General features: G+C 50.4%; 17 protein-coding genes and 1 pseudogene. 9 read left to right on the top strand and 9 right to left on the bottom strand.

The annotated features are described in order from the left end of the window. Positions 1-442: 442 nt before the first annotated feature. Positions 443-820 (top strand): annotated as a pseudogene (locus IMCC3135_RS35430) (tyrosine-type recombinase/integrase); the annotation flags it as partial. On the opposite strand, the gene istA reads toward IMCC3135_RS35430, so the two are convergent. From istA to IMCC3135_RS07700, 3 genes are all read right to left on the bottom strand, one after another. Then, positions 777-1,640 (bottom strand): IS21 family transposase, encoded by an 864-nt coding sequence (istA, locus tag IMCC3135_RS07685; RefSeq protein WP_088917076.1) that lies wholly within the window; start codon positions 1,638-1,640, stop codon positions 777-779. The pseudogene IMCC3135_RS35430 and the gene istA overlap by 44 nt on opposite strands. A gap of 301 nt (positions 1,641-1,941) precedes the next feature. Further along, positions 1,942-3,204 carry a group II intron reverse transcriptase/maturase gene (gene ltrA, locus IMCC3135_RS07690; RefSeq protein WP_088917077.1) on the bottom strand — a complete coding sequence of 421 codons (1,263 nt, stop codon included), beginning with the start codon at positions 3,202-3,204 and terminating at the stop codon, positions 1,942-1,944. A 922-nt stretch (positions 3,205-4,126) separates the two neighbouring features. After that, entirely contained in the window at positions 4,127-4,906 is a 780-nt protein-coding gene (locus IMCC3135_RS07700) for a glycosyltransferase family 61 protein (protein ID WP_157735834.1), read from the bottom strand. Positions 4,907-5,240: 334 nt separating this feature from the next. Here IMCC3135_RS07700 and IMCC3135_RS07705 point away from each other — a divergent pair, with 334 nt between their 5' ends. The 5 genes from IMCC3135_RS07705 to rfbA all read left to right on the top strand — a co-directional run bounded on the left by IMCC3135_RS07705 (position 5,241) and on the right by rfbA (position 11,454). After that, entirely contained in the window at positions 5,241-6,170 is a 930-nt protein-coding gene (locus tag IMCC3135_RS07705; protein WP_157735835.1) for a glycosyltransferase family 61 protein, read from the top strand. Then, positions 6,164-6,442 (top strand): glycosyltransferase family 61 protein, encoded by a 279-nt coding sequence (locus IMCC3135_RS07710; RefSeq protein WP_157735836.1) that lies wholly within the window; start codon positions 6,164-6,166, stop codon positions 6,440-6,442. The genes IMCC3135_RS07705 and IMCC3135_RS07710 overlap by 7 nt, the downstream gene beginning before the upstream one ends. A 277-nt stretch (positions 6,443-6,719) precedes the next feature. Continuing rightward, positions 6,720-9,011 (top strand): IS4 family transposase, encoded by a 2,292-nt coding sequence (locus tag IMCC3135_RS07715; RefSeq protein WP_088916227.1) that lies wholly within the window; start codon positions 6,720-6,722, stop codon positions 9,009-9,011. A gap of 529 nt (positions 9,012-9,540) precedes the next feature. Continuing rightward, positions 9,541-10,533 carry a UDP-glucuronic acid decarboxylase family protein gene (locus tag IMCC3135_RS07720; RefSeq protein ID WP_088917082.1) on the top strand — a complete coding sequence of 331 codons (993 nt, stop codon included), beginning with the start codon at positions 9,541-9,543 and terminating at the stop codon, positions 10,531-10,533. Positions 10,534-10,554: 21 nt separating this feature from the next. Continuing rightward, the gene (gene rfbA / locus IMCC3135_RS07725; protein ID WP_088917083.1) at positions 10,555-11,454 is read left to right on the top strand and encodes a glucose-1-phosphate thymidylyltransferase RfbA; all 900 of its coding nucleotides are present in this window, start codon (positions 10,555-10,557) and stop codon (positions 11,452-11,454) included. 12 nt (positions 11,455-11,466) lie between these two features. Here the strand turns inward: rfbA and IMCC3135_RS07730 are convergent, their stop codons facing one another. Genes IMCC3135_RS07730 through IMCC3135_RS07750 form a run of 5 tightly spaced genes read right to left on the bottom strand, consistent with a single transcriptional unit; the run spans position 11,467 to position 16,820 of the window. Beyond that, positions 11,467-12,525 carry a glycosyltransferase family 29 protein gene (locus tag IMCC3135_RS07730; protein ID WP_088917084.1) on the bottom strand — a complete coding sequence of 353 codons (1,059 nt, stop codon included), beginning with the start codon at positions 12,523-12,525 and terminating at the stop codon, positions 11,467-11,469. Further along, positions 12,522-13,721 (bottom strand): hypothetical protein, encoded by a 1,200-nt coding sequence (locus tag IMCC3135_RS07735; protein WP_157735837.1) that lies wholly within the window; start codon positions 13,719-13,721, stop codon positions 12,522-12,524. The genes IMCC3135_RS07730 and IMCC3135_RS07735 overlap by 4 nt, the downstream gene beginning before the upstream one ends. A gap of 7 nt (positions 13,722-13,728) precedes the next feature. Further along, positions 13,729-14,805 carry a glycosyltransferase family protein gene (locus tag IMCC3135_RS07740; RefSeq protein WP_088917086.1) on the bottom strand — a complete coding sequence of 359 codons (1,077 nt, stop codon included), beginning with the start codon at positions 14,803-14,805 and terminating at the stop codon, positions 13,729-13,731. Positions 14,806-14,863: 58 nt separating this feature from the next. Continuing rightward, a complete protein-coding gene (locus IMCC3135_RS07745) occupies positions 14,864-15,133 on the bottom strand; it encodes a glycosyltransferase family 2 protein (RefSeq protein WP_088917087.1) in 270 nt (89 codons plus the stop codon). A 13-nt stretch (positions 15,134-15,146) separates the two neighbouring features. Continuing rightward, positions 15,147-16,820 carry a glycosyltransferase gene (locus IMCC3135_RS07750; RefSeq protein WP_157735838.1) on the bottom strand — a complete coding sequence of 558 codons (1,674 nt, stop codon included), beginning with the start codon at positions 16,818-16,820 and terminating at the stop codon, positions 15,147-15,149. Positions 16,821-17,345: 525 nt separating this feature from the next. Here IMCC3135_RS07750 and IMCC3135_RS07755 point away from each other — a divergent pair. From IMCC3135_RS07755 to IMCC3135_RS07765, 3 genes are all read left to right on the top strand, one after another. Then, complete coding sequence (locus IMCC3135_RS07755) at positions 17,346-18,293, top strand: beta-1,6-N-acetylglucosaminyltransferase (RefSeq protein ID WP_088917089.1); 948 nt, start codon at positions 17,346-17,348, stop codon at positions 18,291-18,293. Further along, complete coding sequence (locus tag IMCC3135_RS07760; RefSeq protein ID WP_088917090.1) at positions 18,277-20,394, top strand: capsular polysaccharide biosynthesis protein; 2,118 nt, start codon at positions 18,277-18,279, stop codon at positions 20,392-20,394. The genes IMCC3135_RS07755 and IMCC3135_RS07760 overlap by 17 nt, the downstream gene beginning before the upstream one ends. A gap of 331 nt (positions 20,395-20,725) precedes the next feature. Beyond that, on the top strand, positions 20,726-22,072 hold the full coding sequence (locus IMCC3135_RS07765; RefSeq protein WP_157735839.1) for a capsule biosynthesis protein: 1,347 nt from the start codon (positions 20,726-20,728) through the stop codon (positions 22,070-22,072). Between the two features lie 314 nt (positions 22,073-22,386). Here the strand turns inward: IMCC3135_RS07765 and IMCC3135_RS07770 are convergent, their stop codons facing one another. Continuing rightward, the gene (locus IMCC3135_RS07770; protein WP_088917092.1) at positions 22,387-23,670 is read right to left on the bottom strand and encodes an ATPase, T2SS/T4P/T4SS family; all 1,284 of its coding nucleotides are present in this window, start codon (positions 23,668-23,670) and stop codon (positions 22,387-22,389) included. Between the last annotated feature and the right edge of the window lie 49 nt (positions 23,671-23,719).

The raw sequence follows: 23,719 nt of genomic DNA on the forward strand, positions 1-23,719 counted from the left end.
TGGGCGCATCCATCGAAGCAGTAGATATTGCCTCGATCACAGTGGCGGCAGATAATGACCGGTTGGTGGCAACGAGCGCAGTGGTAGCGCCGTGCAGTGTCCAGGTCGTCCATCGGCAATCCCTGCCGGGTAGCTCTGGATTGAAACCTAATGAAGTGCGATACTTCACTTGGCTGTGTGAAAACACGGTTGGGGATGCGGCGTCAGATCGGACCGTCAAATCAGGACTGGCGTCGCGTCTTTCTACACGGCCATTCCTTCCTATCAGTTGATTGAGTCTGTGTCACGCGAATCAGAGGATCGGTAACAAACTAACCTGGAACCCTGAACAGAAGTGATGAGCAGGGTTGTTTTATAATGCACTAGCTCCCCGGCAACTATGCGCGGGTATTGAGCGTCGTATACACTATGGAAGGCGACTGCCAACGATCTACGAGCATGGCGTGATGTAAGGGGTACAAGTGTCGCCTCCGAATGCTTTTTAAACGCGCGTGAAGGACCGATGAGCCGTTCGGGGTTCGAGTACATTCTGCGTCGACACGTTGTTACAGCATCGGCCTCATGCCCGACGCTGGTGGATAAAACAGTAAGTCCGCATGTGTTAAGGCACACTTGTGCCATGACCGTTCTTCAGGCCACTGGGGACATCCGAAAGGTATCATTATGGCTTGGACATGCAGGACTGGCGACTACACAGATGTATTTGCGGGCAGATCCAAACGAAAAGCTATCTATCGTGGAAGCAATGATACCGCCGACGCTAAGGACTGGAAAGTTCAGGGCAACGGATGAATTGATCCAACTGCTAAATGGCAAATAGCTATGCTGAGCTGCTCCAGCGGCCAAAGCCCTACTGATACCGTCTGGCCGCTGGAGCTCCGCATATCCAAGCGCTGGGCATAAGGTTTTCTGACCCTCGCTGGAATGATGACCGTGCCGGAGTAGTCCGCCCAACTCTGATAGGTAGCGTTGATTTTGGCCACCCAGGGGTGAGGTTTTGTGACTGCCGACTTCAAGCAGTCGGGAACCACAATCTGGGTAATTCCACCGAAGAAGTCGAAGGCTGCATTATGGCTGTGAATCCAGTCCGCCTCTGTCTGCGATAGCGAGGCGTGCGCAAACGTATAGCCCGATGCACCGAGTACCGCCACAAAGATCTGCGCATTGACCAACTCACCGGTGGCGGCATCGACGATCGGTACTGTCCGGCCAGCGTAATCGACGAAGCACTTCTCGCCAGCGATGTGCACCTGACGCATGGAGCGCTTCTGTGTGCCGAGCCAGTCCTTGTAGCGATTGCAGAAATGCGAGTAGCTGTAGCCGTTGTCGGGGTACATCTCGCGGTACTCCTCCCACAGCAACAGCAGTGTCATGCCCTTGGTTGACAATTCCTGCTGCAGGGTGGGGAAATCAGGGGCCACAAAGTCAGTAGCGCGGCCAGCACTGGCGGGCGGAAACAAAGCAGCGCCCAGGTCTCGTTCACTCATGCCGTCAGGCAATGGCCATGACAGCCCAGCTTGGCGAGCACGCTTGAGATAGTTGGACACCGTGCCGTAGCCGATGTTCTGGGAGGACGCAATCTGCCGCTGGCTCAGGCCAGCTTCGAAGTGCAGACGCAGGATGGTTTTGATCTTTCGCATTGGGAGTCTCGGTGTAGCCAAAACTGCGTACTCTTATTCGAAGGAGCTCGCAGCATAACGGCTAGTAAAAACAATGCGTTAGATCTGATTCTGATCGATGGTGATCACTGATTCTGGCATCGTGATCAGTGATTCTGACAAGTTGATCAGCGATTCTGGTCCGAGGTCAAAAGTGATCACCTTCAGAGCAGAATCGATGATCACCTTCGATCAGAAAAGGTGATCACCATGAATCAGGGTGAGTCAGCCGAGGGAACTTCCCCCTCGGCTGCTCGCAGAACCACGGCGTGAACCTCTCGACTCACCGGGCTCCCATTGATCCAGCCACATACGAAGATGAACGACGCCAATGCGGGAAAAGTCCCGAATCACGTTGCGACACCTCACGTATCCATTTGCCCGCACGAACAATATGTGCGCGTAATCGTTTGTACTTCCGCATAGCCCATCGAGCAAGTGCCTTGTCCAGATGAAAAGAGATATCTTTAAGGGCAGAACGACGAAAGTGGCAGTAATAACTCATCCAGCCCCGAATAATTGGGCCAAACTTTTGAGCCAGATCAGCAAGCGACCAAGAACTCTTGAGTGGTAAGTGCCAACGTCTGATTGTTTGCCTCATCGACTTCAGCGCCAAATTGCTTGGTGCAGGAAGAAAACCGAGAAACGCACAACCAGACTCATTCAGCGCCTTTCGTGGCCGAAACGTATAGCCAAGAAAATCGAATTGAATGTTTTCATAGTCTCCTGTTCGGTTCGCATCCTTGCAATACACTATCCGCGTCTTCTCCGGATGAATCTCCAGACCGCATTCGTTAAGCCGCTCAGCTATCTGCTGATGCATATAGACAGCTTGCTTGCGAGTACGGCAATGGATAATCCCGTCATCGGCATACCTACAGAATGGAATAGCTTCGTGTCGCGTGGATAACCAGTTATCCAATGCGTAGTGTAGAAACAGATTCGATAAAACTGGCGAAAGTGGACCGCCCTGCGGCGATCCAACCTCTCTGGGAATTATCGAACCATCTCTCTTCTGCATTGGTGCTGTCAGCCAGCGCTGCACATAAAGCAGTATCCATTTATTGTCAGTATGATGACGAAGTGCTTTCATAAGAAGCCCGTGATCGATATGGTCGAACAGACCACGAATATCGTACTCCAGCACCCAGCCATACTGCCAGCAACGCTTGCGCGTTACCTCGAGTGCCTGATGCGCTGATTTGCCGGCACGGTATCCATAGGAGTCCTCGTGAAAGTGAGGCTCCAGAATTGGATTCAGTACCAGAGTGGCCACTGTCTGGGCTATTCGGTCCGAGATAGTGGGTACGCCTAAAATTCGCTCTCCACCTGATTTCTTGGGTATTGCAACCGCGCTAACTGGCGGCGGGAAATAGCTACCCGAAGACATGCGATTCCAAATTCGATAGAGATTGCCAGCTAACGATTGCTCAAACTCAGCCATCGATTGCCGGTCGATTCCTGCGGCTCCTTTATTGGCCTTCACGCGCTTGTATGCCTCCCACACAAAGCGCTTGGAAATATCAAATGGCTTTGTCTCCGTCATGCGTTCATCCCCTCGCAGGTTGACACACGCGTCGACAGATCAACCCGATCCCTTTGCTCCACCGCCATTACAGCCGCTTCAACACTCATACAGATCGGTCCGTCCCTGTGTTGCACATCGGTACTCAAGGCCTTGATTTTCTTCTCTTGGCCGTCTCCCTTAGCATTACAACAACAGGTTCCCGCAGTTTCACAAAAGAGCCTGAATTGAGCTCGCGCCATCTCTATGCCGGACATCGCCCACCCAGTAAACAGGTATCCGATGGACTCATCCCGAGAAACCCATTCATCCTCGGTTTTGATGTCATCTGATGATTTTCGACACTTTGATAATGGTTCACTGGTGTTCGCCTTCTCAATTCTCACTTGCAATGTTCAAACATTACTTTTCCTCCGACGCTCGCGACAACGGTCTTTAACCAATGCCACTCGGAGGCAGTTTGAGACCGACCCCTGCAGGCAGATCTCGGAGGACCACTACCCCTCCATCTCTCTTGTAACTTCTCGTACATCGTGGAACTCATCCTGTATTCCACTTCCGCACTGCTGCGGCACACAATCGGTGATCAACAAGCCCCAGAATATGCACAAGCTGGAGAAACTCTGACTCCGCACCCTTAAGTCGGATTACGCACTACGCATTATCCAAGAGGCGAACGCCCGCCATGCAGGGGGGGGGGCAATGGCATTCACTTAAGTGAAATATCGCCATTAGGATAACCGTAAGTCATTGATTTTTAGCTTCAACACCGCCAATTTATGCATTAAATACGCTTAAGTGAATGCCATTGGGGGGGGGGCAATCGTGAATTCGATTTGGCGATGGTACGCCTGATTAAAGGTTACTATGATGCATGCTTTGATGCCTACAATACAATGAAGAAGCCCATTTAAGCTGGCGGGCAGGGACGAGTCGTACTCTATCAGCGGGCACCACTGATCGCACTTGCACTTTCTGATCGATCAAGCGTTGACAGAACCTTGTCAATTTCCACGACCACCGGGCACTGATGGACATCCGTTCCTTCCCAGGACCCTGCCACTCGTGAGAGCACTTGGGAATAGCGCATTCCGCGCACTTGCGAAAGTCGAAAGAAGTAGGCCATACGATAGTTCTCAGGAAGAATCTCTAGCAGTCTCGCGGTTTCGGGCGCAAACATCAGATTGACAAGGCCTGCACCATGAGGTGCGACTATGCTCTCAGCTCTGGCGAACGCAGCGACCTGGTCTTCTATCGACAACTCCGACATGACTAGCTCATCATAGCCGCGATGCTTCAAAGCACCTACAAGATCCTTCTCGTTCTTGATCTCGCGTTTGCCGGGTGCGTCTCTTCGTGAAAGGTAGAACCTGGTCGGCAGCGACGAACTGCTGTTACTCAGACAATTGGCGAGGTATGGATTTAAAAGTTCAATCAGCTGCAACGAAGGTTGCAATGCATAGTAGCCGCACGCTGCGCTCGTGTATAGAATCGGCACATTCATAATGAAGCTATCCGGCTTCAGTTCTACACATTCTGCTGCGTCGATGTCCGCAAGTTCCAGTGATCGCCGACGTGATTCATTCAATGGTGGCACCACAATCCGGTAGTCCAGGCCTTTCGTACGTGCGTGCGCTCTCAGAAGAACAATCCCTGGCAGACACTGGAAATTCCAGTGGTAGAAATTGTTGGGCTCTGCATTAGCACCTACAAGATATGTCACATTCTGCTCGGCGTGCATTCGATCAAGATCCAGTCGTCTTAACGCTCGTTTGTGACGTGTCAGGTACAGACGCTCGTTTGAGACTGTCGGGTGATCCGCATCGCAGATGAGAAACTCTTGGCCGAACAGGACTCCAGACTGTAGCCAGGTAATATGTATGGGCAGATCGTCGTATTCGTTGGTGAATCGATCCAGCCGACCGCCGCTCGGCGTGTAGGTTCCAAATTACGGATCCAGCTCGAAATCATCCGTGCGTATTGGGAGAGGACGTACCTGTCCCCATTTGACACTTTCGTGGCGGGCTCTCGTTGCCGACTCGGACTCAATCTCGAGCTTGGTAGGATCAAAAGGTACTGTCGACGTCATGCATGTTGACCCGGCTTCGTTGACAGTAGAGCCGGAGTCGGAGATGCGGGCGCGTCATTCAACGATAGAGTGGGAAACGGAACGGCGTTGGGCTCAACCAGTTTTCAATGCGGACTTCCAACTTGATCCACAGTTTGAACCCTATACGCCGGGCGGAGGGCGGCAAGAGCGCTTCACCGACAGCTATGCTGATCTGCCGATATACATCACAACGATAGAGGATGGTGTCTTGTTCGGGCAAGAGTTCGTCGTCTGCGATCGGCTTGAACCAACTCTGTCAGCCCAGCGATTGTTCCTGGTCAACCTCTCGAAGATCACAAAGCAAATCGATACATTGAGGCAGCTGATTGTGCCAAGTGGGCCGACCTACCTTGTCGGGGCATGCGCAGCGCACGATAATTTCTATCATTGGAGTTTCCAGTGTCTGCAGGGAGTTGCATTGCTGCGAAGCGTTGCGCAGGAACAGGGTCTTGACTACAGAATTGTTCTGCCGCCACATGATGAGACTCGGCAACGATCGCTCGTACTGCTTGGTATTGATCCTGCTGAGTGCATTACCCTGCCACCGGATCGATTTCTGCGCGGCGTACCGCTGATGTACTCGTTGGCCACGTGCAGCGACTATACTTTCCAGCCGTCCGAGCGGCTTATCTCACTGCTTGATGGGTATCGTCAAGCAGGCATCGAAGCAGCTTCACCAGACTTGCCAACGCGTTTCTACCTGTCTCGCCGCGATGCGCTGAAGAGACGTTCGATTCGCACCGAGCCGGAACTTGCTCAAGATCTGGAAGCGCGCGGCTATCCAGAGCTGACCATGTCAGAGCTATCGCTCGAGGATCAGATTGGTATCTTTGCGCGCGGAGTCTATCCGTCGCCCCTCACGGCGCGGGTTTGGTAAATTTGATATTTGCACCGCGTGGTGCCAAGCTATTGGAAATCATGGCGGAAAACTATCGTCACGGCCACTTCTTTCGACTGCCGCAGGTACGAGGTATGAGCTATTCCCAAGTGCTTGCCTCCGTCGCTCAGGTCAATGCTGACAACGAGCGGCATGGAAGTGAGCTTGAGGTCGATATAAGTAAAGTGCTTTCGACCCTGGAGCGAGATGAAGGTGTTCGACCGATTGTCGCGCCCACGTCTGGAGATCAACGACGAAGAAAATCCGACTGAATTCCAGGTCAAATCGGGAGTAGGCCGAGCACTACTGAATTTACGTTGATACCCACGATGAGACAGACATTCGCAATTACGTGAAAAAGCGGTAGGTCAGTGGCGGCACGCCAATGGCATTCATTTTGGAGCAAACTAATTTCCCCGTCACGGGCAGTTTTGTAACAGGCTGATTAGTATGAACATTCTACACTTCCGAGATGTCCCTCAAAAAACTCTTGACTCGCTTCACGACAGTTGACACACTATCTGTGCGTCAACTTCAGTCGAAAGGGCCATGGATCCACTCATAGAGAACCTCAGCTCAACCACCTTTGCAGGCAAGCGATTTACCCGCAAGCAAATCTGCACCATCCAGGAAACCTGTCGCGCTTTTCCAGCACTAAGCCGACGGGAATTGGCTCATACGATTAGCGAACATCTAGGCTGGTGTACACCGGCGGGCAAGCACAAGATTCAGTCCTGCCTGAGCACGCTGGAGTCGCTGGAAAAACTGGGCATTGTGTCCTTGCCAGCAATCGATGAGACCAAGAGACCAGGCCTGCAGAAGCAGATCAAACCGACTTCTCGCTCAGAGCAACAACCTCTCATCGACGAGCCGTTGGACCAGCTGGCAATTACGGTTCAATTGGCCGCAGACAAGCACGACATCGGGCTGTGGAACGAGCTAGTCGACAGGCATCATTACCTGGGCTACAGGCGACCTATTGGGCCGCATTTGCGCTATTTCATTGTCGATGCGCAAGGACGAAAGTTAGGCTGCCTGATGTTCTGCTATGCCGTCAAGTCGCTACCTTGTCGTGATCAATGGATTGGCTGGCAGGAACAGAAATACAAAAAACACCTGGATTTGCTAGTCAATAACAATCGATTCCTGATCTTCCCGTGGGTAAAAGTGAAATGCCTGGCCTCAAAGTCGTTATCCATGGCCTGCAAACAATTGAGCGATGATTGGCTGGCGAACTACCACACGCGTCCCGTGCTGGTCGAGACATTCATTGATCCGACAAGATTCAAAGCCACCTGCTACCGCGCGGCCAATTGGCAATGCCTGGGTCAGACCAAAGGCCAATCTGCCACTAAAAGCACACCGGGTAAATCTGCGAAAGATGTCTATGTTTTTGCACTGACCCGGAACCCCAAACCCATACTGATCAATGGCCCTGAGCTTGTCCGCAAAAAAGGTAAAGCACACTCTAGAAATACAGGCCATACGCCCAGACCACTGGGCCCAACTGATCCCTTTGTTCAGCTGTGGCAAAACATCATTGGCACCGTGATTCACGTTGCTCATGATTTCGATCGGCAATGGCAAAAGCGTCAACGCGTGTTGAACTCACTGTTGATCATGCTCTTCATCTTCCGGCTGGTTTTTTCAACGAACAAACAAGGCTATGCCATCACCACCGCTGAGCTTTGGGAGCAGTGCCGCACTCTGGGCATAGACCTTCCTCAACCCACGCCGGTCGCAGCATCAGCTTTTTGTAATGCTCGCGCCAAATTAGATGAAGAGGTGTTCAAGTTACTCCAGGTTCAAATACTTCAACAAGCCAAACCCGACCCCAAAAAACTATGGCAAGGCCATCGTCTAATGGCTGTTGATGGATCAAAATTGAACTTACCTCGGCAGTTGATTCGCGCAGGCTACAAAACGCCCTCGGACAATGCCCATTATCCACAAGGTACTGTGAGCTGCCTCTATGAGCTAAAAACGAAAATTCCCATCGATTTTGACTTGGCCAGTCATCGCGATGAGCGCAAAATGGCGATCAGCCACCTGAACTCACTCTCTGAAACCGATGTGGTGGTCTATGATCGTGGATATTACTCGTATGACATGCTGCACGAGCATGACAAACGTCACATACACCCTATCTTTCGACTCAAGACAACCGCCTGTCGCGTGGTTGAAGCATTTGCCAACAGCGATGACATCGATGCCGTCGTCCAGATTTTTCCTAGCCAGTCAAAGCGCACATCCATACCTGCGCACGACCCACAGCCGGATTACCCAGCACTCGCGCTGCGGTTAGTGAAATACGATGCTGGCGGAACAAGCTACATTCTGGGCACCACATTATGGGATCAGAAAAAATACAGCATTGAGCAACTGTCAGCGGTCTATCACTCGCGCTGGGGTGTCGAAGAGTTGTACAAAATATCCAAACAGCTGATGAAAGTCGAAGACTTTCATGCTCAAAGCGAGCGAGGCGTCAAGCAGGAACTCTTTGCACATTTTAACCTCATCACTCTCGCTCGATTATTTGCCAATCACAGTGAGGATGGCTTTCAATCAAAAAGCGAGCAAGGCGAAAGTGAAAAGCACGCCATTAAAGCGAACTTCAAAAACTGCCTCATGACGGTGGCTAGACATATCGAAGCTTTGTTACTTCAACAAACCAACCTGCTGAACAAGACCGTGAACACCATTATCGCTAGCATTAGCACGTGCCGGCAGAAGTTACGCCCCAACAGATCGTACGCGCGATGCTCAAGAAAGCCTGTGGGCAAGTGGAAAGCACCAAAACCAGCAAAACTCGCCGCAGCAAAGACACCGATTACGGCTTAAAGCAAAAAACAGGGAAAAGCACTGGCCGCCGAAAACCGTTTTATTAAGTGAATGGCTTATTTTGTTAAGTGAATGCCATTGGGCGGCACGCGCAGCGATGAAGGCCAACGCTGTCGGTATATGGAGGACGAGCGCGCTGTAACCGACGGCGGCCAATTTTATATTCTGTGATTTGTTGGAGTGGGAAGGGGCTTAGAGCCATGAAAATACCAGGCCCCTATTCATCAACGGGTATCGATGACCTCAACCGGTGTGTTCTCAGATTTCGGCTTGTAGAGCAATCGCCAGAGTGTTCGCCAATCGGGCATCTCGACCAATCTGATCACGGTACGCATGCTTTTCCAAATCTTTTATCTGGCCTGTAGTTTGCTTGACTCCAGTCCTAGGCTGATAGAATCTCAGTACTGTCTTTGGTGTTTGCGCTGCAACGGTTCATATCGTGACAGCGAGACATAAGACTTTCAGCGAGGCGTGAAGTTTTCATGTCGCATCAGACATCACTAGTAACTGACGGAATTTTATACCTACAATGAATAACGCGATTCCCTCTGGGGGCACTATCGGCGACAAACGCATACTGGTGACAGGCGGCGCCGGTTTTCTTGGTTCACATTTGTGCGAACGATTGTTGAACGAAGGCAATGAAGTCATCTGTATGGACAACTACTTTACAGGTTCGAAACGCAATATTCAGCATTTGATGGGTAACCCGTCATTCGAACTTTTGCGTCATGACGTTACATTTCCGATATATTTGGAAATAGACGAGATATACAACCTGGCTTGCCCTGCATCGCCGGTCCACTACCAGCATGATCCGGTGCAGACGACCAAGACTAGTGTTCATGGCGCCATAAACATGCTGGGGCTTGCCAAACGAACCAATGCCAAAATATTCCAGGCATCGACGAGTGAAGTGTATGGAGATCCGAAAGTACACCCACAACATGAAAGCTATTGGGGGCATGTCAATCCTATCGGATTTCGGTCCTGTTACGATGAGGGCAAGCGATGTGCGGAGACTCTGTTTTTTGATTATCGCCGCCAGCACAACCTGCGTATCAAGGTAGGACGTATCTTCAATACCTATGGTCCTCGAATGCATCCCAATGACGGTCGAGTGGTCTCGAATTTCATTGTGCAGGCGCTCACAGGCCAATCGATAACGATCTATGGGAAGGGCGATCAGACTCGCTCATTCTGCTACTGCCTTGATCTGATTGAAGCGTTCGTACGCATTATGGGTACCGATGATTCATTTACAGGCCCTGTGAATATTGGTAATCCGCATGAATTCACGATCCTACAGTTGGCGGAGAAAGTCATCGAGTTGACTAATTCATCTTCAAAGCTGGTCTTCAAGGATCTTCCCAGTGACGATCCGACACAAAGACGTCCGGACATTACGTACGCCCGTGAAGCTCTCGGTTGGGAGCCCAAGATCAATCTCGAAGAAGGTTTGGGCAAGACGATCAAATATTTCGAACAAACCCTCTCCGAGGGGAATTACAAGGCTGGCTGAAACGCTTCCGGAGACTGAGTAATGAAAGGCATCATACTAGCAGGAGGGTCGGGTACTCGTTTGAATCCGATGACACAGGTAATCTCAAAGCAGTTGTTGCCTATCTACGATAAGCCCATGGTCTACTACCCGTTGACGACGATGATGTTGGCGGGTATTCGGGACATCCTGCTGATTTCCACACCGCGAGACATTCCTCTGTTCGAGATGCTGCTCGGTGACGGTAGTCAGTGGGGCATAAACCTGACTTATACGGTGCAGCCTTCCCCGGATGGCCTTGCTCAGTCATTTATACTGGCAGAAGAGTTTATTGGACAGGATAGTGTCTCGCTAATACTGGGTGACAACATTTTCCATGGCAACGACATGGCCGGCTTACTCCACAGTGCAGCCAGTCAAAAGCACGGTGCGACTGTTTTTGCCTATCAAGTCAGCGATCCCGAACGTTATGGGGTTGTTGAGTTTGATGACCTGGGCCGCGCTAGAAGCATCGAGGAGAAACCGGAGCACCCAGCGTCAAACTTTGCTGTAACCGGGTTGTATTTCTATGACAACGACGTTGTTTCCATTGCCAAGAGTATCAAACCATCGGCAAGGGGTGAGCTGGAAATAACAGATGTCAACAGCGTATACCTTGATGCTGGGAAATTGATGGTTCAACGAATGAGTCGTGGTTACGCCTGGCTGGATACAGGCACCTGCGCCTCTTTGCTTGAGGCGGGCCAGTTTGTTGAGACGCTCGAAAGGCGCCAAGGGCTCAAGATAGCCTGTCCCGAGGAAATCTCCTGGAGATCAGGCTGGGTTTCTGATGATCAGCTATTGGAACTGTCGGCGCCAATGGCCAAAAATAGCTATGGCCAATACCTTCAGTCATTGCTTGGTGAGCAAAAGTCCTACAATATGCTTCGGCTGGCCAGCTAACAGGCGCGGAGGTTAACCCGGATGTAGTTTACCCATGCTGATCCATTTCCGGATCAGCATGGTCTCTTCGTGCCAGTTGTGACGGGTAGACACTTTGTGGCAATCGCCATAGTGACGACCGGCGCGCTGCGTGTCTCCTGACTCAGCCGTATCGGTAGTAAAGCCATGAGATTCGATGTTCAGAGTCGGGAAGTGGCGGATCAGGGTATCGAGAACCAGAATGCCAGCACTGGGTGGAGCGTTCAGAAGCCCCACCAGAGAGTGCCAGCTATCCAGAGGCGTGAGTGCGAGGCTGGAGAATGGAATTCGGGCCAGACGTGACCAATACCGAGAGCTTCGCATGAACGGGGCAGGTCCGCTGAGGCACAGCTTGTTACAGTGCATACCACTCGCTTTGATTTTGAAGCCGGGAGATATCACCCACAGACCTGTTTGCTGACCGGTATCGCGACTGATCAGCTCTCCCGTATGAATCTTGTTGAACCTGATCACAAGATCGGCTGTATCAATTCTCTCGCCGGCAGCATTTCCGATTATCGATGGTCCATTGCCAACAACGGCGATACGCGCTGGCAGGCAATCAATGTTGTTCTGTCCAAATAACTCATCGCATAGTTTAGGCAGTGTGGTCGTGCGTTCCTGAAGGCTTGTAGCCAGCTGCATCAATCGTGATGTGAGAAAATCATTGCCATGATTTTTCTGGCGGTGGAGATAGTCCAGAGCCAGAGGAAAGTGATGAAGTGCAAGGATACGACTCAGTGACCATCGCTGCCTTATTGGACTCTGAAGCCTGAGAGCAGCCTCATGTACCAGTCCCAGTTCCAGTTCAGCACTGAGTAGACGCCAGTAGAGTGGCCAGCTGGTATGCCTTTGAGCTTTCTGCCAGGCATCCAACCAGGCTAGGTGTTCGATGGTCAGCCCGTTCAAGCAGTGCTGAATGTCGTAGGCGAGCATGACAGCTTCGGTGTTGGACGAATGTCCGACTAGGCGCCACATGTCTTCACACAACTGCTGACTCCATTGTCCTTGCTTGAACCTGCGTTCACAGTCGGCAATGCTGATACTTTTCATGAACGTGTATGCTTGAACGCACGTAACCAGCGAACCTCACTGTCTTCGATGAACTGTGTCGGGGAGTGGCGAAACTTGATGAACTTTCTGTGCTTGCGTCCGATAGAAATTCTTAGTTGTTGCAATCCGCCCGGATTGCGAGCAGGTGTGAAGGCGGAAGTGAGGACGAGATCCGAACCTGTTATCGACTTTTCCATTATGGATCTTACGTCTTGGGGGCCTTGCAAGGTGATGCTATGAGCAGGACCAGAGTTGTTGTGAATGAGCCATTTCTCGATTGTGCAATGTAGTTGACTGCTCTTGTTGGAAACTGCGATTGCGGAGCGACCGCCAGTTTGTAATCTCAGCCAGTAATCCTGTTGCTGGCTGGCTATCATTGACTTGCTGGTGCGGCAACCATGACGAAACCACTCAAGGGAGAAGCGGTTGATAGGGTCAACAACCGTGGTGCCTGCACGGTTCCACATTACTACGGGTAAACCAAACTGAAAAGCATCTGCAAGGCTCCCCGAATTTCCGCACAAGGCAAGACTGGCATTTCCCATCAACGCTGCCAGCATTGTCTTTCTGTCAGGGGTCATAGCCGTCACGCCGAGTCGGTAAAAGCCTGAATTTTGCGCTCTGAGTTGCGTTAGTAGTTCACGACTGTTGGTGGCGCCAAAAGTATCCTTGTGTATGCATTCAATGCTGGTTTGCTCTGGTTCTGTTATGAGTGTACCGAGCAAGGAAAGGATCTTCTGGATGAAAGTTTTGTCTTGGCTACGTTCTGTTGCGTCCGGCATCATGATCAGTAACCGGTATGTCGACCTGTCTGATCGGAGTGAGTGTCCTTGCGAGTCTGGTCGGAATCGAGAGTGAAACTGCTCAGAGGTCATCAAGCAGACCGCTTTGGCTGTAAAGCCGCTATCGTTGACGAAATGCTGGAGTGTCGAGAACGATTTGACGTCTGATTGAATAAGCAGGTCTTCGCAGATCAGCCCTCCGGGAGCCAATGGTGCAACCTTGAGCCACGCATCGTTGTTCAGGTTCAGCGTCAGGCATTGTTCCGGATTGGAGTCGGATTCTGATGTCTCTGCAGTCAGGCGATTGTTAGTGTAGCTCCAGGAGGTTTCTGCAACACTCGCCAACGTGGTTTTAAGACAATGTGCAATCCCCTTGAGCTGAACGTTGAGGCGATGTTCGTAACAGAGGTTCATCAACATATCAGGCCGACATTGCCGAGCGATTGCGGTTCCAGTACTCCGAACTGTCCCAATGCTTCAAGACAGTGGCGTATTGAGCTTGAGCGGTACAATGCTGGGTTGCATAATTGATCAGTGCATCACCACAGGCTGCACGGTAATCAGGGTCAACTGTGCAGTTCAAAGCGTGTTCCCAGTCAGATTCGTATTTGATTATGGTTAGTCCGTCAATGTCATGCTCCAGCAAGTCGCTAGTGGGGGAGCAGAGTGCCGGAACTCCTAAAGCCGCCGATTCAATGAACTTAATGTGGGATTTAGCAAAGTTGAAAGGCGTATCAAGCAAAGGTGCCAGCGTTACACGGCTTTGGGCAATAAGTTCGGGCAGCGAATAGTAGTCAACCCAAGGTGTCAGGTGCAGTTGCTCTCGGGGTAATGCGGTACCGCGAAGGCCGACCTTGCCCACCAGTGAAAGGATAGCTTGTGGATGCGCCTTTAGAAAACGCCCCAACGTCGGTGCGATGAATCGAAGATCTCTATCATGGCTACGATTTCCTGGCAGATAGCTGAGCCTGACGCCGCCGGTGAGAGTCCCTCGCGCCTGTTCGGCGTGCTGTAGCCAATAGGCGGATAATCCGTTGCGCAGTACGGTGATTCTGGTATGCGCACATTGTTTGCGTGCTGCGGATGCCAAGGCTGGAGTGGAAACTGTCAGCTCATCAAAAAGCGGTAGCGATCTTGCGTGTTTTCTGAATTGATTCTGGACGTGTGCAACCGATGCTTGTGAGTTCAGTACCTTCGGAGACCGCTCTGCCATGGTGGGATCAAAGAGCAAATCGTCGAAATCGGCAATCAGGTGAATTCCCTGTGCCCTACAGAAATCACTCACTTGCTGAAGTTTCTGGCAGTAGATTGGTCTCAGGCAGCTGACGATATCGTACCGACCCAGATCGCTTGCTCGCAGGTTTGTCAGACTTTGAACTTCTGCCTGATGATTGTTGTCTTGCAATACCTCCGCATGATTGAAGCAGCGGTAGCGCGTCGAGCCATCACCATAGGCATGTCTGTCCAATCGGGCATGTGTAATGAATAGTACGTTCATGTCAACTGGCGTACCTTAAGCGCTGCTTGTGCGGTTGATCATGCAATCGGTGCAAATCTCAGGCCACTGGAGGCAGAGCCACTTCCAGCATGGGTTGCTCTTCGATCAGACTAAGTAGGGGGTTCCAGTAAGGATCCCTGTAGATATAATGCTGCCATCGATGGTGCATGACCTTGCATTCTGCGGCGAAACGGGCCGTCTTGATGGGCGAATCATCCTCGCCGCGGGAGAGTGACTCGTGATGGGTGATCGTAACGTCAGAAAGCAGCAGATTATCGTAGCCGGCAGTATGGGCGCGTAGACAGAAGTCTACATCGTTGAATGCCACGGTGAGTTCCTTGTCATCCAGCCCCCCCCAATTGTTCGAAGGTATCGCGACGTACCGCCAGGCAGGCGGCTGTCACCGCACTTACCTGATGAGGTGAGCGTAATTTATGTAAATAGGAAAGCGAATCCGATTTCTGGAACCTGAAAGCATGTCCAGCGACCCCTTTCATTCCCATGACCACGCCGGCGTGCTGTACACGCCCGTTGGCGTATAGCAGCTTGGCGCCAACGCACCCCACCTTTGGCAGCATGCATGCCTGCACCATGCGAGTCAGCCAGTCTGATTGCATGATCTGAGTGTCGTTATTCAGAAGTATCAGTACGTCACTTTGTGTATTTTCGACTGCAAAGTTGTTGATAGCCGAGTAGTTGAAAGCTCCCGGGTAGGCGAGTACATCGTACCGAGCTTCATCGTGCAGTTCATCATGAAACGCAGAAGTGGCAGGTTCCGTACTACCATTATCCACAACGGTAATATGGTAGTTTGGGTAGTCAGTCAGTTCTAGAATTGACTCCACACATTGGCGTAATAGTGGCTCCTTGTCTCGAGTCGGGATTATGATCTCTACGCGTGGAAGGGCCTGTAGGACGTCTGGCTGAAGCGTTGAATATGCTCGAGTTACCAGCTCGTCGGAATGTTGCGTGAACCAGCGATCTTGGTAAGACGTGTCATTTCGCTGTGGCTGAGAAAACATGATGCCCGGAATGTGTATGACCTGATCCCTGTGTAATTCTGCCCGTGCTTTCAATAGAAATGGATAAATAGCCGGCTTTGCAGTACCTGGCTCCAATCCATCAATATGCAAGTAGAGCTCAGTCGAGACCACACATAGATCGCCGATATAATTCCCTGTCTCAAGCAGGTAAGGATCCCAGTCAGGCTTTATTACCGGCTGCTCCCGCTCGTGATTCTCGGTCAATTGATCATGATCAGTGTATAGCAGCTCGCACTGACTATTCTGCGCCAGTACCTGAATGATGGCGACAAGAAATTCCAGACCTGGCACTATTCCAGAACCTGCCAGCACGACATGGCTGGACTGTTCAAGCGCTTCTGTTACAGCTTTCTTGTCAATCCGATTGACTATCCGAATAACGGGTGAGCGTTCGCCTGAAATGGCCTGAAGCGCCGCAATCGACTCCTGCCAGGCACTGTGTTCACTATCGTCCATTGTCAGCACCAGTAGTTCGAGCTTCTCAGTCGGCAGTATCTTCCAGTCACTACTTCTCCAGTGATTAGCCAGAGCGAGCAGGTGATCCTGCAACCAGCTAGCGTAGGGCGTGGGGGTGAAGTGACGTTGATTGGTCTGTTGATACAACTGATAGAGTTCTTCTATCGAAGGCCAGTGGCCGTGGCTGCGCAACATGTCTATTTGCACATGCTCGGTATTGTCTATCGAATCTTTGTGCTGCACCGGATCGAAACGCCTGTTCATGCGCTTCAACATGCGTTTTTTGGCCCTGCGACGAGTAATTCTGGTCAGGCTGATATCCAGGCAAACACTGGGGTCAAGATCATCCTCCAGTGAAACCATGACATAGCTGACCTTTTCTTGAAGTCGTATGATCCGGCGAGTGTTGACGGAACGGCTTAGCAGTAGTGGCTCACTACGTTCAGCTATATCCAGTATTAAAGTATGCCCTGTAGGGTTCACACCTGAATCAACATCGCGAACGCGGGCGTGCACTGAGTACCAGCCAGGGCTAAGGTTCAAAGAACACTTTTTTGCGTGAGAATCCAGACAGGCTGAATTATTCCATTTCAGTGGTTTTCGCAAACCTGAAATCAATAGGAGATAGTTGGAAATACTCGTGTTACTTGGCATTGAAAGTATTCAGAAACAGGCGGAGGTGCAAAAGCGGGCAGGCGGGATGGCAAAACGTTGTCTAAGTCATTCACTTTCATTGCTTTGCACATCACGCGCCGAAAAGTCAAAAAGCCGAATCCGTTGAAATAGTTGTGTGTTGAAGCTCTCAATAGCTTCGGCAAAAAGTGTAATTCCTTGGCATGAATACTGTATCTGACAGCAATCTAGCGGAAGTAAGGGGTGGGCTGCGGCACAGAAAAACGGCTGCGATCACAAATCACATGACTACGCATGACACGGTTGACACGGCCTTATCTACCTTGATGCCTGTGTCAGTGAATAACTTATCGCTTTGTCACTAACGCATTGCCCAAATGCGTCAGGATTACCGAAACCTTAGCCAATATGATTGCTTACCATATTCTTTGTCATGGGAACTTCAAGCAAGTAGCCATGCTTGTAGATTCCCTATTCACTACTGAGGATGTGTTTCTGATCGATATTGATGACGGTCAGAAGCCAGATCTGGCCCCCCTGGAGAAGTACAAGAATCGCTCGAATGTTCATATTCATCGCGATTCCAATATTTCCTGGGGAGGGGGAGGAACGCTACGCAAGACGATCAAAGGTGCCTTGTTTCTTCTTGACAGTGAAATATCCTGGGACTACTACGTTGTATTGAGTGGTCAGGATTTACCTTTGCAGCCGAAGGATGAAATCAAAAAGCGTCTGAGCCGTGGTTCTGCTGAAAAGATCAGCTATATACGTGCTACACGCACATCGACTTTGTCTCTTGACGAGATTCCGATAGACAATAAAAGCAAAGACTGCGTTCTCTGGGGAGATCGGGGACATACCAAGGTATTCGCCAAGCCAGGTTCTATCAATCCTCAGGTAGATTTTGGAGCACGTTGGCTGGTCGATGTGGCAGAGATTGGCGAGATCGGTCATGTCTACGTCGGCTCATGTGATTCTCTATTGTTGAAACGGCGTGAAATGTATTTCAGCAAGTATCCATTTCATATCGGAGCAAACTGGTTCAATCTTCACCGGTCAGTTATAGAACACATGCTAAATGATGAGTTTGCATACGAATTGTACGATGTTCTGAAGAATACCTTTATTCCGGATGAAAGCTATTTCCAGACCTATATCAAGAACACCACCTTTCGCGATAAAACTGATGGAGACTATGGGCGATTGATTTTACGGCCCGGACCTGTTCCCCGAGTCAAGGTTTTTGATATGAAAGATCTACCGGCAATTGAGGCTTCCAACGACCTGTTTGGACGAAAATTTGATCTGAATCATGATGCCCGGGTGATTCAGGAGGTCCTTGAGCGCGCGGCATGAGGTGGGTGTCGTGAGTGGAGAGTCCAAATTACGTCATGCCGTAGCGTTCTCCTCGGGCATACGTGCGATAAGAAATATCGGACGATTCCTGGATGTTGATTCAGTCATCAGTCCATTTGGTGCCAGAAAAAAAAGACGACAGCTAAGCTGCGTTGTTGTCTGGGGCCGAAAGCAGAATGCGAAACGTGCGCTGCATTATGCTGAATCGCAGGGTTTGAAGGTTCGCTACATAGAAGACGGCTGGATTAGAACCAGCTCTAGAGATGCGCATTCCCGGTGTTGCTATTCATTGCTCGTTGATGATACCGGTGTCTATTATGACAGTGAAAATCCCAGTGATATCGAAAACTATCTGAACTTGCCAGATGTTGAGTTCGCAACAGTCTGCGATGAGGGTGATCTTGAATATGCTCGCAAGAATCGCGAACGAATGGTGCAGCATTGCATAACAAAATACAATTTCTGCCCCAAACCGGAAGACGCAATACTGATATCAGATGGGAAGCCATTGGTTCTTGTTATTGATCAGACAAAAGATGATGCTTCTGTTCGTTTTGGCGGAATGCAAGGTGGCGATTTTCCGGCGATGCTTGATCGTGCCATTGCAGAGAATCCCGGAGCTCGTGTCGTTGTTCGGACACACCCGGATGTTGTTGCCGGTCGCAGAGAAGGTTATCTGGGTGAGTATGCCAAACAGCTAGGGATCGAGGTTAGTGCGACTGGCGACAATCCGATGTATTGGCTAAAGAAAGCACAACGAGTCTATGTGGGAACTTCGCAACTAGGGTTCGAGGCCTTGATGTGTGGATGCCAGGTCAGTGTTGCAGGTCTGCCCTTTTACGCAGGGTGGGGACTAACCGATGATCATTTAACGTTGGCCCGAAGGGTAAGAACTCGAACTCTGGATCAGATTTTTCATGCAAGTCATGTTTATCTTGCCAGATATCGTGATCCGGTTAGTGGTGTTCAATGGCGGCTGCATGAGTGTATCGATCATGTTCAGGTGCAATTGGAAGCATTCGAGCGCAATGCCCACTCGTTCGCCTGCATCGGTATTACACCGTGGAAGAGGGGAATAATCGCTCAGTATCTGAGATCGCCCGATGGCAATATCAGGTTTAGCAAGGCAAGTGAGCTAAGGCTCGATGAGAAGGCTGTGTACTGGAGTTACTCTGATTCCAAGTCTGTCGCCGATTGTCCAAACACGAACGAAATATCACGTATAGAGGATGGTTTCATTCGTTCACGCGGTCTTGGTTCGAACTTTGTGTTGCCAGCATCATTGGTAGTAGATCATGGCGGCCTTTACTTTGACCCTGCATCGGATAGTGATCTGGAAGTAATGCTCAATACATTTGACTGTACGAATGAGCATATAGAGCGATCCGTTCGCTTGAGGCAATCACTTCTGGAAACACGCTTGACCAAGTACAACGTAGAGTCAAGGGCGGTGACGATGTCAGGGTCGGAGGTGAAAACCCACGAGGACAAGGAGCGCGGCAGTCTGCAGGTGCTTGTTGTAGGACAGGTGGAGGATGATCAATCGATCATGCGTGGTTGTGTTGGCGTGGCATCGAACGGTGCCTTGTGCAAAGCTGTGCGTAGTGCAAGGCCTGATGCCTATATCGTCTACAAACCCCATCCGGATGTTGAGTCTGGCAATCGCAAGGGTGCAGTGGCTCCCCATATTCTCAATGAGTGTGTCAATCGAGTAGAACACCAGCGCAATTTTCTGAACTGCCTGGAGGAATGTGATGAGTTGCATACCATGACGTCATTGTCGGGGTTTGAAGCCTTGCTTCGCGGTAAAGCAGTTCATACCTACGGCATGCCATTTTATGCGGGATGGGGCTTGACGCAAGACAATGTCAAGTTTCAAAAGCGCAACCGATGCCGGACACTGGAAGAATTGATCTATCTTTGTCTGGTGGCTTACCCGCGCTATCTGGACATCGTGAGTGGGGAGTTCATCACTGTTGAGCAGCTGATATCTTCGCTTGCCGATGTTGTCAGCAACAGTGAGTCTGGTGATAGCAGTTCAATGTCTTTATGGAAGAAGCTAGGCAACATCCACAAAGCGGTCAATTACAAACCCATTTAATACATGGTCATGGCGGCAATACACGTTTTTCGTATCTCGACTAGTTGTCTTCAGTGTCTGTATCAACTTGATTCTGTGCGCTGAGCGTCATGAAAATGTAGCAAAGAGGCACGGATGTTGTTTCATTCAATTTATATGATCCTTGTATTCCCTAGTGTTGGGCGTGATATGTCGCCATGTTTCAAGCCATTAGCCATTCAGTAAGCGGGCGTAAGGACGATAAATAGAGCAGGGAAGATCCATGGGTAACCCGTTACTCGCGGTAATCAGCAATGCACATTTGAGAAAAACAAAAATGCGGAATAGTGCTCAATTACGATCTATTGACTCAGTGTCAAAGAATCGTGAGTTTGTGGAAGAGGTGACTACTGCAAATTCAAGTAATGCACTGCTGCTTCAAGGGCCGATTGGTCCATTTTTTTCAAGATTTGCTGAAGACCTCAAAACGCGTGGCTTTGATGTCACAAAGATTAATTTCAACGGTGGTGATAGCTTCTTCTATCGCAGTACTGGCGCCATCGATTACACGGGAACTCTGGATAACTGGGAGGAGTGGCTCGAACGGGTCATGATCAATTGTCAGATTGGTCGTATCTATCTTTTCGGTGATTGTCGCGCATACCATCGTGTTGCCCGTGAAGTAGCCAAGCGCATGGGAGTCAAGGTCTTCGTTTTTGAAGAAGGCTATATCCGCCCGAATTTCATTACACTTGAAGAAGAGGGAGTGAATGGACATTCGAGCATGATGAGCAGGCCATTCACGAACAGTCGTGCAGATGTTGAGCTGCCCCCCGAATTTCACCAGCCAAAACATGTTTTCCAGCTCACCGCCGTCTATTCGATATTGTACTATCTGTTTAGTGCATCAAAACGCGAGCGTTTTGAAAGCTACCGCCATCATAGACCATTCGACTGCGTCGCTGAAGGTTCAAGATGGTTGCTGTCCGGCTACCGCAAGTGGAAGTACAAGCGCATTGAAACACCATTACTGAAAGATATTCTGTCACAGTATGATGGAAACTATTTTCTCTGTCCCTTGCAAGTGCATTGTGATATGCAGGTGATCGTTCATTCGGAATTCAATTCCATAGAGCATTTCATCGGGGACGTGCTTGCATCGTTCAGAATGCATGCCGACAGTAACAAGGCCATCGTTTTCAAGCATCACCCGCTTGACAGGGGCTATACAAACTACACGACCCTGTTCGCCAATCTCACCGCAGAGCTAGGTTTGCAAGGGCGCGTGTTTTATGTTCATGATGTGTGTCTACCGACATTGTTGAAGCATGCGCAGGGAACGGTGCTGATCAACAGTACCGTTGGCATGTCATCCTTGTTTCATGGCGCTCCAGTGAAAACCCTGGGCAAAGCTATTTACGATATGCCTGGTTTGACCTCACAGGAATCACTCGATAAATTCTGGAATGTGAAGCGTGAGGTTGATAGTCAGCTTTTTCAGAACTTCAGGGCCTTCCTCATCAATAGAAATCAACTCAATGGCAATCTCTATCGGCGCATCAGCGGACAAGGTTCTACGGGAATTGTCTGGTCTGCGAAGTTGGGTGAGACACATCGTTGGGAAGAGGGGCGAAGTGTTCTACCGGCTCTCAAGGTTGTTGGCGGTACAGCGACACTTGCTTCGAGGCTTGATAGAGATGACAGCGCTGAGGCGGCCTGATACAAAGCTTGCTTGTGTGAAACTAAGGTAGGCTGAGTTGCTGCAAGCATCTCGTAAAATCATACTGTGCGGATCGCTCCGGTAATCACGAGGACTAAGGGGTCGTGAAACAATAAACTATACTTTTCAGTCGCCCCTGCATCCTGCCCTTCTGCGTTGTTTGTCGGTTGAATAGCCCGCTATTCGCCCTCCTCACGCCTTGCCGGGCAGGCGCAGGACCAACCGAAAAGTATAGTTAATTATTTCACGACCCCTAATGTCAAATTTTGATATTTAGAACTGCGATATAACAGCAATCAAGTTAGCTCGGAACATTATCCATCCATTTCAAGCCTGGTAATCCGAATAGCCTCCGACAAGGGAATAATCCCTTCCTGTGCAAGCTTCAGTAATTGCCTGCCCAGTGACTGCTGCTGCTTTATCTGTGAGAAGGCATAGCGATAGTCAGCATCGTAGAGTGCATCCTTTACTTCATCACAAAAGGTGAGAACATCAAAGATGTCGAGCCAGTTAGCGTATCCACTCGCATCGCATTTATCACAGCCGGCAGCCTCGCTGAACGAAGAGCGCATGCGATGGCGTAACCAGTCATTGACGTTATTAGCCTGGATAGGGCTGTATTTGGCAAGCCATGCCGTACCTTCATCATCTGGTGCAGCGGCGGTACGGCAATAAGGGCAAAGACATTGCACTCGATGCTGGATTATAAGGCTTGAGAGCGTGTGTGCCAGTGTTTCGCTTCGGATGCCAAGCCCAAGCAGGTAGCTTAAACAATCTACCGCTGTCGATGCTCTGATTGTCTGCACTACAAGGGTCTGTTCACTGGCATAACTGATCAATTGCCTGGCGGCACTTTCTTCCAGAGTCTGAGTGGCAACGATGGCATCTGCGCCCAGTCTGCACATGGCGTTCCAGGTATTTCGCTGTAGATCGGTGGGCGGAAAATCCATTCCCAATTGTGTTGTTCGTGGGATGACCGGGTGCATGGGGTTGTCCGACATGATGACTTTCATGTCAGGGGCAACCAATGCTTGCGCGATGGCTCTACTGGTTCGGATGCGAGCCTGAGCCAGATCACCGGCAATGATGACAAGTCCGCTTTTTTTGGACAAGGCCTCCTTCAGGTTGCTCAATTGAGCACGACCCAGGCCGATATCTTCAAGCCGGGCTGGCTGCTTTCGAAAATCTTCGAGCAGAGTGACAAGGAATGTCGCCCCCAGAGAACTGGGTACGACGTCTAACTGAAACAGGGACGCCGCCGAGGACATCGTAAAGGTGAACCATCCACGTCGTGCTGTTTCAGAGACTTCCTCGTCCCAGATGCATCTTTGTAGAAGAGCCAGTGCTTGCAGGTAGGGTTCGCTGTTCTCTATACGGGTTTCCGTGAATTCAAACGGACTTCGAAGTCTTAGTCGCAGGAAGTCGAATTCGGGTTCCAGGTGTATTTCATAGGCGCCCTTTTTCTCTGCCTCGTGCAAGACGGTGCTCAGGGTGTCCCAGTATTCTCGTTCGCCGGCTGTGCAGACATTCATCACCGAGGTCAAATTCACGGGAGAGATGTTTGCGACAGATGCAAGGTTGGGCAACGGACGAGCCATTCAGCTGGTATCTACTTAACAAGATTCAAGTATTTGCTATCGGCGACCT

Origin of the sequence: Granulosicoccus antarcticus IMCC3135, from assembly GCF_002215215.1 — a bacterium.
Classification (GTDB): Bacteria; Pseudomonadota; Gammaproteobacteria; order Granulosicoccales; family Granulosicoccaceae; genus Granulosicoccus; species Granulosicoccus antarcticus.